11 protein-coding genes and 1 pseudogene are annotated in these 12,335 nt (G+C 35.6%); 10 read left to right on the forward strand and 2 right to left on the reverse strand.

Annotation, left to right across the window (positions count from 1 at the left end; genetic code table 11):
- Positions 1–4 precede the first annotated feature (4 nt).
- From HX005_RS18160 to HX005_RS18185, 6 genes are all read left to right on the forward strand, one after another.
- The gene (locus tag HX005_RS18160) at positions 5–790 is read left to right on the forward strand and encodes an Lcl C-terminal domain-containing protein (protein WP_286378427.1); all 786 of its coding nucleotides are present in this window, start codon (positions 5–7) and stop codon (positions 788–790) included.
- A gap of 12 nt (positions 791–802) precedes the next feature.
- Entirely contained in the window at positions 803–1,558 is a 756-nt protein-coding gene (locus HX005_RS18165) for an Lcl domain-containing protein (protein WP_286378428.1), read from the forward strand.
- 3 nt (positions 1,559–1,561) lie between these two features.
- A complete protein-coding gene (locus HX005_RS18170; RefSeq protein ID WP_286378429.1) occupies positions 1,562–2,356 on the forward strand; it encodes an Lcl domain-containing protein in 795 nt (264 codons plus the stop codon).
- A gap of 39 nt (positions 2,357–2,395) precedes the next feature.
- On the forward strand, positions 2,396–4,540 hold the full coding sequence (locus tag HX005_RS18175) for a glycine zipper family protein (protein WP_286378430.1): 2,145 nt from the start codon (positions 2,396–2,398) through the stop codon (positions 4,538–4,540).
- A 1,481-nt stretch (positions 4,541–6,021) separates the two neighbouring features.
- Positions 6,022–7,233 carry a tyrosine-type recombinase/integrase gene (locus HX005_RS18180; protein WP_286378431.1) on the forward strand — a complete coding sequence of 404 codons (1,212 nt, stop codon included), beginning with the start codon at positions 6,022–6,024 and terminating at the stop codon, positions 7,231–7,233.
- Between the two features lie 105 nt (positions 7,234–7,338).
- Complete coding sequence (locus tag HX005_RS18185; protein WP_286378432.1) at positions 7,339–7,569, forward strand: AlpA family transcriptional regulator; 231 nt, start codon at positions 7,339–7,341, stop codon at positions 7,567–7,569.
- 477 nt (positions 7,570–8,046) lie between these two features.
- Here HX005_RS18185 and HX005_RS18190 read toward each other — a convergent pair.
- A protein-coding gene (locus HX005_RS18190; RefSeq protein WP_141667072.1) for an IS5 family transposase occupies positions 8,047–8,860 on the reverse strand; the annotation gives its coding sequence in 2 pieces (ribosomal slippage) (positions 8,047–8,472 and positions 8,474–8,860; 813 coding nt in all).
- A 4-nt stretch (positions 8,861–8,864) separates the two neighbouring features.
- Positions 8,865–9,110, reverse strand: coding sequence for a hypothetical protein (locus HX005_RS18195; protein ID WP_286378433.1), 246 nt, complete (start codon positions 9,108–9,110; stop codon positions 8,865–8,867).
- A 47-nt stretch (positions 9,111–9,157) separates the two neighbouring features.
- On the opposite strand from HX005_RS18195, the gene HX005_RS18200 reads away from it, so the two are divergent.
- The 4 genes and pseudogenes from HX005_RS18200 (at position 9,158) to HX005_RS18215 (ending at position 12,106) form a co-directional block, all read left to right on the forward strand.
- On the forward strand, positions 9,158–9,352 hold the full coding sequence (locus tag HX005_RS18200) for a hypothetical protein (RefSeq protein ID WP_286378434.1): 195 nt from the start codon (positions 9,158–9,160) through the stop codon (positions 9,350–9,352).
- 417 nt (positions 9,353–9,769) lie between these two features.
- Positions 9,770–10,388: pseudogene (locus tag HX005_RS18205) on the forward strand (LexA family protein).
- 25 nt (positions 10,389–10,413) lie between these two features.
- Positions 10,414–11,667, forward strand: coding sequence for a Y-family DNA polymerase (locus HX005_RS18210; protein WP_286378435.1), 1,254 nt, complete (start codon positions 10,414–10,416; stop codon positions 11,665–11,667).
- A 295-nt stretch (positions 11,668–11,962) separates the two neighbouring features.
- A complete protein-coding gene (locus HX005_RS18215) occupies positions 11,963–12,106 on the forward strand; it encodes a hypothetical protein (RefSeq protein WP_286378436.1) in 144 nt (47 codons plus the stop codon).
- The last annotated feature ends 229 nt before the right edge of the window (positions 12,107–12,335 follow it).

Below are 12,335 nucleotides of genomic sequence, written 5' to 3' on the forward strand. Positions count from 1 at the left end.
CGTCATGGATAAGCAAACTAAATTATTGGCAGAATTATTGAGTGCAAGTGAACTCATGGTGATCGACCAGTTTATGCAATTGATGGTTAAAAATAATACTTTTGAGCGAAGGTTAGAAAGGCGCACTCAAAATATTGAATTGCTTAATGCAAAAATTGTCGCCTTAGAAAAGAAAGAAAATATTTATCAGCTGGAAATTCAAAAATTAAAACAGAATAGTATAGACACCGCTCAAACAGCTAAAATAACAAATACAACTGTACCCCAAGTAGTTATAAAGAAAAAAATCATTGATGGAGCTATGATTGCAAAGAAACTTAAGTCAGATGTTGAGTTAGTGAAACGTCCTAATTCATCGATAAATCAAACAATAAGTTCAAATAATGAGTTAGAGCAAGGCGTATGGACAGACCCAAAAACAGGTTTAATGTGGGCTCGGATTAGTATTGGACAAGAATGGAAAGCTGGGCAATGTATAGGTGATGCGAAATTTATGAACTGGACTACTGCACAAATAGCATGTAGGCATTTCCGATTAGCAGGTTATCATAATTGGCGATTACCTACGATTGATGAATTAAAAACAATAATGAAAAAAGGTATAAGCGGTTATAATTGCCATCATGATGTATTGTTTAAACCCAAAAAACGTATAGATGGTTCTTACTGGTCTATTTCGGAATGTGATTTTTATCATGATTTTGCATGGATAGTATATTTTGGTGGTGGTAATGCTGGGGGTTATTCTAAAAATAATGATTACTATGTTCGAGCAGTTCGTACTACTTAAAAGGACTAAAATATGAAAAATCATTCACTCGTGGAATTTTTAAATTCTAGCGTACAACCAAACATTATAGAACATTTTTTACAGTTAATGGCAAGAACTACCATCTTCGAACAAAAGTTAGGTGTTTTGCAGGAACAACTACACCAAGCTGAACAGTTGAAAAAGCAGTCTATACATCAAATGGGACAAGACAAACAGCAATATCAGCAAGAGATTAGAAAACTTACCCAACAACATTGTGAGCAGTTAAATAAAGAGACTACTCGTGTAGAAAATAAATATCGTCAGGAAATTGAGCAGTTACAGCAAAAAATAAACCAACAGATTGAAATAGAGAAAATATTTGAATTTGAATTAGCAAAAGGTGTATGGATAGACGCGAAAACAAGCTTAATGTGGGCAAGAATCAGTATAGGTCAAGAATGGAAAGATGGACAATATTGGGGTGAATCAAAAGCATTAAGTTGGGAACAGGCTGACAAATCATGTCAAGACTTTAGACTTGCTGGTTACAATGATTGGCGATTGCCTAGCATAAGTGAATTAAAGACTTTAATAAGTAAAGATAAAGCAGGTTATGCTTGCCCTCTAGGTATTTTATTCCAACCAGTAGCAAATGAATGGGGGAGCTATTGGTCTAGTTCACTTGGTGAGCATAGTAATCACTATGCGTGGGTCGTGAACTTTAATTATAGTGATCTAATTGGCAGTATTAAGAACAATGAGAGATATGTCCGTGCAGTCCGTAATATATTTAAAAAGGATTAAAATATGACAAATTATTCACTAGTAGATTTTTTTAGTTCAGATACAGAGTTTAGTGCCATAGATCACTTTTTACAATCAATTGCGAAAAGTAATACCTTTGACCAAAGACTAAGTACTTTACAAGAGCAATTACAAAGAGCTGAGCTGTTTCAAAAACAATCTATACATCAAATGGGAAAAGACAAACAGCAATATCAGCAAGAGATTAGCAAACTTACCCAACAACATTGTGAGCAGTTGAATAAAAAAATTGCTGATTTAGAGACATTAGAAATTAGATATCGTCAGGAAATTGATGAATTAAAACAAAAGTTAAAACAACCGAATGACAAGATCAATATAGTGAAGCCAGTATCTCTGCCATCTAAAAAGCAATCAATTAATTCAGCTACAGAATTAGATAGAGGTGTATGGACAGATGCGAAAACAGGCTTAATGTGGGCAAGGATTAGCATTGGGCAAGAATGGAAAGATGGGAAATGTATTAGAAATGCTAAAAGATTAAACTGGGAAGGTGCGAAAAAAGCATGTCAAGACTTTAAACTCTCAAACTATGATGACTGGAGATTGCCTACAATTAATGAGCTAAGAACGTTAATGATTAAAAGTAAAACAGGTTTTAATTCTCCTGAGAGGGTTTTATTTAGTATTGGACATAATGAATGGGGAGAATATTGGTCAGAAACATTATTGGGGAACAATATTAGTGCGTGGAGTGTGGATTTCAATACAGGTGTTTCGTATACATACAATAAAGAGGAACATAATTATGCACGGTTAGTCCGCACAGCTTTTTAGTATATGGTTTTGATAATAAATAGATTATAGAGGTTAATGATGCTAGAAACAAGCGTGTTGATAGGGCGTTTAAATCAGGTTGAACAACAAAGACATACACTTTCTGCTGAACATAAGTTAATGCTGCTTACGATGCAGAATCCTAACTTTAATACAGGGTTCTTTAAACGATTACTAACGGTGACTGTACCAACTGAATGGCATTTCCCACATCAAAATAACAGTGATGTGGAATGCAGTAAGCGACTGATTGACATTATTATTCATGATTTAATTCCTGCCTATATCAAAAAATCCTTAAATTATTATTGGTATGAGCAATGTGTAAATTATACCTTAAAATATTTTGAACAAAATCCAACGCAATACCAAATCGAAAAATATATTGAACGATTAAAAGATTGTAAAAATAATTCGTTAAAGACAACTATTTTAAGAAAATTTAAAATCTTAAAACCTTGTGTAAATAATGCACTTGCTTTGGCACAGGATTATAAAAATAATCAACTTTGGTCGGATGCTATTTGGGAGTATCAGTGGATTTTACAACAACAAGAATCACTGACATCGGAAGATATATTGGATTTTTCAGAATGTCTTTTATCTCGAAATAATCACTATAATGGTGAATGTACCGATGCACAAATGGCTTTATATTTTTTGCTTAATACATCATCAACTCAGGAACGCTATAACTTACTGAAATATAAATCTGTCACCCTGATTTTACCAGATGATATTATTGCAAAGCGTGGAGAATGTACCAATATCTTTGCAGATATGGGGCGAAGTTTAAATCACGTTGGAAAATCTATTGGTAATGTATTTGGTGGAAGAGAGTCTGAAATTCCTTATAGTAAAGGCATTATTGCGAATGCCCCTATACTATTAACCCATTATGAAATTAGCCAACATTTAGACAGAGATAAAACAGCACAAGACACTCTTGAAAAGATTTTATCAGATAGAGGCGTAATAGCATCTATTGCAACTGCTTCGGTAGCGTATTCGGCGGGTTTGCTATGGAGCTATGCTCAAATAGATTCTACAGTTTTAAATGCACTTATGTTTGCATCAAAAGGACAGCCCGAACAATTTATAACATTACAGGATATCGCAGGAGCGACCCTAGACAGTGCAGGGGCAATGACCCGATTGAGTGGTTATGTTGCTGAACAGCAAGTTGCCTATAACTTAACACAGCAAGGACATACAGTAGAGTTTCCAGATACAGCCAATCAAGCGGGCTTTGACCTAATTGTAGATGGTCAGGCAATGCAGGTTAAAAATACATTAAGTAGTGATTATGTACTGCAACATATTGAAAAAAATCCTGATATTCCAGTGATTGTAAATCAGGAGCTTACTGATTCGCTAGGTAATCATCCTAATGTATTTATTGATTCTGGACTAAGCCATGTTCATGTTAATCAAACCATGCACGAAAGTTTGGAACAAATCGACCAATTCGATAGTATGGCAGACTTTTTACCTATTCCATTTATTACTTTAGGATTGGCAACATACCGTAATTATCAGGATTTTGATACAGGACAAACCAGTTCCAAACAATATCTTGAAAATATTGGTAAAGAAACTGCTGCAATAGCAGGTGGAGCAGTGGCAGGAAAGATGATTCTTGGTACTATCGGTGGAATATTAGCAGGGCCAGTGGGAATCGCTGTTGCAGGTGGTATAGGTGCTTATATAGGTGGCGTGGCAGGCTCAACAGGTGCGAATGCTTTAAATCGTGAAAAATTATGTAGCCAAAGGGATTATGTTGTATCACAACTCATAGAATTTGCACAATGGTTTAAAAATGAACTATTAGATTATCGGGTCAATCAAAACGTATCTTCTTTTGAAAAAGTCAAAGAAAAGTTAAAGCAGAATCAACAGAATCTGGCTTTGTCTATGACTTTTATCGCTTATCAGTTTGAAGTCTATCTTCATGGATATTGCTTGCAACACTGGTTAGAAGCAAAATTGCAAGGCAATCAAAATGAACAAGTACAAGCAGGATGGGTTGCATTACAGCAGTCAGAGCATTTCTTATCTACTGAGTTAAGACAGAAAGTTGCTAAGATTAATCAGGCATTAGAAATATACAGATCGATTGCCAATCCCATTCCAGTTAGTAGTGAGTTTAGCGTGATACGACAAGTTGGTTATAGAAATGAATAGCCACCAAGGTTATAGACAGACATAACCACCTTCTGACGGATCTTTTCATTGGGCTATAAAGTTCATAAGCATTCAATTTATTTTTCCCTTTATTCTTAACCAATTCCCCTTATTTCGTAAGCGTCCGCTGAACCCCACTTGAACTCAAGTCGGGTTCCATTTATGTGGCAGCAACACTTTGATATCTTTCATTTTATGAGTGGGAAATCGCTTTAATACATCGGTCAAATAACACTAAAGTGAAAAAATCTGGAAGAATTATGATTTTTATTTTATATAGAATTTTGATATTAAAAAGTTTGTGTTTTTAAGTTAATTTATAAATAAAAACTTACTTAATAAATTTTACTAAAAAATAAAAGAATGAATCATATAAATACTATTCGACTTCTCTTATTTTACAGATAAATTAAAGGTGTTTTTTAACTACAACTGAATCTACTTACGCAACAGATTGGCATTGATCTGATGTCTTAGTGCTACATTATTTATATTAAAGACGTTTGTAGTCGTTTTATATAGGCAACCTTTTCAGCTTTGCTGACTGAATTAAAGTTACGAGTTGACCACTGCGCAGTGAGCTAGCAAAAACAGTTTATCCACCGAATGTCCAATATACATCTGATTTTCAATCCCTTACGAAGTAGTGCTTCTCATACAAATGGAAAGATTACTAATAACGATTTAAAGTAATCCAATATTTGAGCTGTAATTGATTACTTTTGCTTTAGGCGAACAAGGTGGCACCTTTAGCTGATGTGTTTTAAGTCAATCATACAGTTGGTAAGTGCTCTTAATTCTGCATCAATAGTATTTTTAATCCTAAAAACAGAAAATTGAGTTGCTGAATAAAGTAGATGTGGTACCTATAATGGTTAATAAAGGTCAAAAATTCCAATATATATTAATATAAAACAAACATTTATAATTTTATGTGATGCGTATATAACGCATCATACTATATCTGTGAATTTCGCTATAATAAAAATATCATGCATGATTAGTCACTTTATAAAAACTGATGGAGTCTCATAAAATCAAAGGAAAGAGAAAATATTTTAGATGATAGGAAGCTAAGGTTTAAAAATGGCTCAGAATGAATGAGCTGGCACCTTATTAGATATTAACCACTTTTAATTTTTTACGTATTTTTATTCAACTAAAGACTTTGTTTCCTATTCTGACACTATTATTTTTAACTTGGAGACTTTTAACTCACTACCAAGATATCTTAGAGTTAAGGACTCATAATCCGTTGGTCGACAGTTCAAGTCTGTCTGGGCCCACCAAATTTTATAAATATATGCACTTATATGAAATCTAAACCCTTAATTCTTAACGAATTAAGGGTTTTTTTATACTTAAAATAATCTTATATACACTCATACAGGAACTGCTCGTTTGTATCCTTGTTTGTATCCTAAATTTAAAATATAACTCAGGATACAAATTTTAAATAAATGGTAGGTAAACAAAGAGTTATGAGCAGAAATAAACTTTTGTCTGATGTGGGATACGCTGCTTTAAAATCAAAAGATAAAGAATATCGCATAGCTGATATTCAGGGTCTTTATATGAAAGTTCAAACTTCAGGTAAGAAGTCATGGCAACTTCGTTTGAAGAATAATGAAGGCAAATGGACATGGGTTGGTTTGGGATCTTATCCAGATGTTTCTGTTAAAACAGCTCGCTCTCAAACTTTAAGATATCAGTCAGGAGAGATTCAAATTGTTACGCGAGCAGAACGTATAAAACAAGCTCAACATGATGAAAGTGAGTTGTTTGAGTATTTAATGCGAGATTGGATTGATACTAAGAAAAATACATGGGAACCAACGACGTTTAAGAAGGAGGTTCAATCTATTGAAAAGCATCTTCTGCCTGTTTTTGGTAAACGCAAATATAAAGATATTACTTCTGGAGAATGGCTTAAATTTTTTCAGACAAAGCAACGTGTAGAGAAAATATTTAATAGAATTGAAAAACTAATTTCATATTGCTGTAATGCATATGATCTTGCTCTATTTAAAGATCAAGCTAATTACAATCCCATTAGAGGTATTGGTAAGTTTTTAGATAAAGGTGAGTCTGAAAGTATGAAGTTTGTGGAAATTTATGATTTACCTGAACTACTTCATAAAATAAGAAATTATTCTTCAGAGGAAATCAGTATTGGTTTGGAGTTATTGATATTGATGTTCCCTAGACCTGGAGAGTTGAGACAAGCTAAATGGGAACAATTTAATTTTGAGGAAAGAGTTTGGATTAGACCAGGTTCAATAATGAAGAGAGGAATTGAGCACGGAATACCATTATCTTCTCAAACTTTGGCTTTATTAAATACTTTAAGAGCGATTTCAAAACGTGAGAGTGAATATCTATTTCCTGCACGTGATAGTGTTAATAAGCCCATTTCGAATTTAACATTCAACGCAGCACTAAATCGGTTAGGTTACTATGGTAAACAAAATCCACATGGCTTTCGTCATGTCGCTTCGATACAATTGAATGATCATTACAGTGACAGAGAGCAAGTGATAGAGTCCGCATTAGCTCACTTAAAGACTGGGGTGAAAGGGGCATACGATAAAGGTGCACACCTCAGGGAAAGGTATGAAATCATGCAACATTGGGCTGATTATATAGATCAAATTTGTGGCCCGAGAGAGTTCTCTAAGGTTCATGTAAGCTAATTTTTAAGCAGTTTTTTACTATTTTTCCATTTTTTTAACGTACGACAGGCCTTTTTTTTGAAGCATGCTAGTTTTGAAATTATCTATTAATCATTAGGAATAGAGATGATTTCAAATACTGCATTTGACATTGTTGTAAATGGTATCGTGTTAAAGCCACTCAGATTAAAAAAGAAAGAGGTATGTGACTATCTGAAATTTTCAGTAGAGCAGTTAAGAAAAGTTTCGATGAATGATGAAAGCTTTCCAAGACCAATCAAAACTGGTAGTACACGACAATCTGGTGTTTATTATGATTTTAACGAGATCATGTGTTGGAAAGAGAAAAATTTGTAATTAGTAAGTTTTATCAAATAGGTCCTACGGGGCCTATTTTTTTATATAAAGATCTGAGATGTACTTCGGTTGGCTAATAATTAAACGAAAATTATTTATTTTTTTCTTTTTTTAACGATACACAGGGATATTTTAGAGTTGATGCTAGATTAAATCTTTCAACAGATTCCAATTTAAGCAGGTTTAATAGTATCAATGAGTTCTTGTAAAACGCATACTAAGTCTAATGAGATTTGTCAGTTTTTGAATAAGAAAACAGTTTGTAAACTTCTTAGAATTTCGATTAATGAACTTCGAGAGCAAGAACTAAAAGATGATCTTTTCCCACGGGGAATCAAAAGCGGAACGAGCAAGCAATGTGGAATTAAGTATCGTTATGATGAGATTATTGACTGGCATTTAAAAGAGCTGGCCAGACGTCAATGAAATGTAAAAGCCCACTATTAAGTGGGCTTTATAGTAGATCTCTTGCGAAAGTTAATTTAAGAGCATCCAATTCACCATTCCAGCAATTAAATTCATTCTTAGACCAAAGCGTTTCCTTCTATTTCTATAGCGTTCTGTTAATATCCGAAAATGTTTAAGTTTGCCGTTGATATGTTCAATTGTGATCCTACGCCGACTGATTTCTTGGTTGATCTGTTTTGCTATTTGGGGTAATGATAAATTCTTAGGTTTCTTGATTGGAATGAGTAACTTACTCTTAATCTGATGAAATCCTTTATAGGCTAAATCTGCCATGATACAAGGATAAATGACCATCTCCTTCAAATACTTACGCGCAATCGTCAGATCGTGTTTTCTGCCATCTTCAATCTGTATACTTACAATTTGCTTTAATTTGGGGTTAAAAATGACCTGTGTTTTTAGCGTATGTTTCCTCTTTTTACCGCTATAGAATTTTCTTTGTTTTTTTGGGACGCTCAATCTGTGACTCAGTGACATCAACGATTACATAATCCTCCTCACTAAACTTTTGATTCCTTTTAGGCAATGCGAAAATCCGTGATTGAATCAGAGCATTTTCAACTTTCTGAATCGTACGATTCACATTACTTTCAGCTAGGTTATAGTCGGCGGATAACTCAATTTGAGTTCTATAGCAGCGTAAGTAATTTAAAGTTAACAACAATTGATCCTCTAAACACAACGAATGAGGTCTTCCAGGTTTTTTCTTGGCAAGTTCAGCGTGTTGTAACACTGATACCATTTTTAAGAATAATGGACGAGGAACGCCAACAAGTCGTTTAAATTCCCCATCATTAAATCTAGTTAAATTTTCATATTTCATGGGACTAGTATAAACAATTTTTTACTTTCGCAAGAGGTCTAGTATAAGACTTATTATTAACTTTAATTTGAATGCTTTTAGCTGTCGCCCTTTCGATATCTTGAATTGCACTGTGGATTGCAAAATCGAGAGTCTCTGCTTCTCTCATAAATTCTAAATAAATATTATCATTCGTTGAACATACTAAAGCATCATTACAACCAGCTTCAAATAATCTATCTTCATTACAAACCTCAAGGTCGTGGTGCATATCAGTTTGTCCAAGGTGGTCTGCTTTCTTTGAAAGATCAAGAATACGTGGGCATTCTCCAGGATAATGCAGAGCGTTTACTTCTTAATACTCCTAAACGTAAAGCGGCCAAACTTGCTTCAGATCAGTTCGCTTTAAATCGTTATAAACCTGTCATCCCATTAACTAAAACAATGAACCAGGAAGAAAAGCGTCAGGTTTGCCAGTTGTATAGTCAGGAAGGGTGGGATATAGGTAAATAAGGCTGTAGTAAAAGGGCAGACCTATTTTCATTTAGACTAGACCTCCATACGCCGTGGAGGTTTTTTTTCATTCTGAGCGTTTAATTTTCCGAATAATTGCATAGAGCCGGGAGCAAAAATTTGCTGTGGCCAAACGAAGTTTTTCACGAAACCGAGGGGAGGTCATCGTCTAAATCGCATGGTAGTTCCACACCTAAAACCAATGGAAGGTCATCGTCTAAGTCATCTATAGGCTGCTGAAAACATGACCAAACGATTCAAAATTGTTTAAAAATCCGATGGATAGAGCGTCATAAACAGACGTACCTTTGATTTTATTTAATTTTTTATATTTGGTTATATTTCAATAAATTACTATCCTATTCATACAACTTAACCTTTTATCCAAACACGCCTCGTAGCGTAGGAAGAAAAGAAATGTCAAAGAAGATTCCAATCTATTTTTCGGAGGATGCCTTTGCGACCCTGCAAAAGCTCATGGGTTCAAATGGCTCACCAAGTCCTACCATCAATTATCTTTTAGAGAATGTCATCATTCTGCAAGATCATGGGTTCGAAGTCGTAGAGGCCCGAACATCGTATCAACTACCAGTCACCTTAGAATCCATTCCAACCGGGTTCCCCATCGCCAGCTGCTGATTACATCGATAAGAAGGTGGATCTGAATGAGCTGCTTGTATCGAATCCTAATTCAACCTTCCTGAACGTCATTAAGACGACATCCATGGTTGATGCTGGTCTGGAATATGGTGATGTCGTGATTATCGATCGCAGCATTACGCCCAAGCACCGCAGTATAGTAGTGGCTCTAATCGATGATAAAGATTTAACGATTAAGCGCCTGATGATCACCGCCCAGATGCCAAAATCTGAGATTGATGAAATCTTTGGTCCTGATTACCCACCGGAGAAGATCCCAGCAACCTGGCTTAAAGCGGAAAGCCCGGAATATAACAATATCTATCTAAGCGAAGGTCAGACATTCCAGACTATCGCCGTAGTCACTTGGAACTTAAAGAATCTAAGTCATTCATAAAACTTATTCATAAGAAGAAATACAAATGAAAGCCTCAGAAAAGATATTTGCGCTCATTGATGCGAATAATTTCTACGTTTCGTGCGAACGTGTATTCAGGCCAGAGTACAACAATGTCCCATGCATTGTGATGTCTAATAACGATGGCTGTGCAGTTGCAAGAAGTCAGGAAGCAAAAGATATTGGCATTGCCATGGGTGAACCGCTATTCAAGATCAAAGATCTGGTGCAGAAGCATAATGTCGTAGTGCTATCAAGCAACTATGAAGTGTATGCGGAGATGAGCCGTAGATTCAGCAATATCATCAAGACATTTGCCAGCGAAAAGGACGTGGAGGTTTATTCAATTGATGAGACCTTTGTAGATCTCAGCTCCTATACGCAGTATGACCTTAACGCTATGGCTCATGATATGAAGGACACGCTTCTAAAATGGATCGGCTTGCCTGTATGTGTAGGTTTAGGCCGTTCGAAGGTCGAATCGAAGTTGGCAAATTTTTTAGCCAAAAAGAATCCCTATATGAACAGGGTATGTAATCTGGTGGATATGGATGTATGTGCCAAAGAAGCCTTGTTCCAGTCCATTGATGTGTCTGAAGTCTGGGGAGTCGGGCGTAAACATACAAAGAAACTAAATGAGATGAACATTCACTCAGTATTCGATCTCGCCGTGGCTAACCCGGAGATGATCCAAAAGCATTTTTCAGTTGTGATGAAGCGTACAGTCCTGGAACTGACTGGCATCTCTTGTATAGAGCTGGAAGAGTTGCCGCAGCCAAAACAACAGATCATCAGTTCTAAATCCTTTGGTTCGCTAGTCACGAATATAGATTCCTTGCGTGAAGCATTGAGCAGCTATATTCAAAGTGCTGTCAAAAAGCTACGGAATGAGAACTCGCTGTGTGGGTGCATCATTGCCTTTGCTCAGTCGAACCCATTTGATGATAAGCAGCCATTCTTCAAACGGTCGGTGAAGATAGGTTTTGCTGAACCGAATGATAGTGCCTTGCTAATGATTAAAGCTGTCATGCAGAAAGTAGATGAGTTGTACCAGGAAGGGGTTCAATACAAGAAGTGCGGAGTAATCCTAACCTGTATAGAGCCGAAATCATCTCATATACCAGATTTTCTGGCAGATACTGAGTTGATAGAGAAGTATGAATCTCTACAGAGTGCGATTGAGGAAGTGAAATCTAAATTTGGCGATCGCAAATTAGGGATTGGATCATCTAACTTGCCTGGCCGAGACTGGACAATGGCCCGAAATAATATAACCTAGAACTACTTCTCAAGAGATGGTCTATTAGAAATTACCAAATAAACCATATCTGGTACCGCTATTCATTTCCTGAAGGAACAGTTCCAGAAGAAATTCAAATTGAATATGGAAAGTTGCTCAGTACGGATCACGAAAACAAGGAAAACGTTGTAATTCAGGATATATCAGATGCCTACATAGCAAAGGTAACGTGGAATAAGATGGTTCTGTATCCTAATGAGCTTGTAGAAAAGTATAAGAAACTAGTGCCACAATACCTGTGATAGAGAGAAAGCGATATTCAGAAGGCAAGAAATTGAACTATTTGACTCAACTGAATCCTGATGGATCTTATGTTGTAGAAGATCGCTTAGAGTGGACGCATCCGAGGGTTAAGAAAAAGGAAAAGAGGCCCGGACTAATCTATGCCATTTTATATGGTTTAGGTCCAACGCAATAACGTTGCTACAAATGCTGGTAATACTGAATCGAGGATTTGATGCTAAAAAAATGTAAGGTTTGTTCAGCTGGTATAAATCCAGGTATTACATTTTTTTTTGACACGATTTCCTAAGCTAGCCTACGATTTCATGCTAAAAAAATGTAATAGTTTTTAAGTTTCCGTCCTCACTTCAAGAGATTTGTATTGCTAGGTGTTACATTTTTTTTGACACGATTCCCTTAGGCAC

Origin of the sequence: Acinetobacter sp. R933-2, from assembly GCF_030325485.1 — a bacterium.
GTDB classification, from domain to species: domain Bacteria; phylum Pseudomonadota; class Gammaproteobacteria; order Pseudomonadales; family Moraxellaceae; genus Acinetobacter; species Acinetobacter sichuanensis.

What these genes read in the sequence shown, in the direction of transcription:
- HX005_RS18195 (WP_286378433.1), bottom strand. Translation starts at nt 9,110, where the DNA reads ATGCACCACGACCTTGAGGTTTGTAATGAAGATAGATTATTTGAAGCT.
- HX005_RS18165 (WP_286378428.1), top strand. Translation starts at nt 803, where the DNA reads ATGAAAAATCATTCACTCGTGGAATTTTTAAATTCTAGCGTACAACCA.
- HX005_RS18185 (WP_286378432.1), top strand. Translation starts at nt 7,339, where the DNA reads ATGATTTCAAATACTGCATTTGACATTGTTGTAAATGGTATCGTGTTA.
- HX005_RS18170 (WP_286378429.1), top strand. Translation starts at nt 1,562, where the DNA reads ATGACAAATTATTCACTAGTAGATTTTTTTAGTTCAGATACAGAGTTT.
- HX005_RS18175 (WP_286378430.1), top strand. Translation starts at nt 2,396, where the DNA reads ATGCTAGAAACAAGCGTGTTGATAGGGCGTTTAAATCAGGTTGAACAA.
- HX005_RS18210 (WP_286378435.1), top strand. Translation starts at nt 10,414, where the DNA reads ATGAAAGCCTCAGAAAAGATATTTGCGCTCATTGATGCGAATAATTTC.
- HX005_RS18180 (WP_286378431.1), top strand. Translation starts at nt 6,022, where the DNA reads ATGAGCAGAAATAAACTTTTGTCTGATGTGGGATACGCTGCTTTAAAA.
- HX005_RS18160 (WP_286378427.1), top strand. Translation starts at nt 5, where the DNA reads ATGGATAAGCAAACTAAATTATTGGCAGAATTATTGAGTGCAAGTGAA.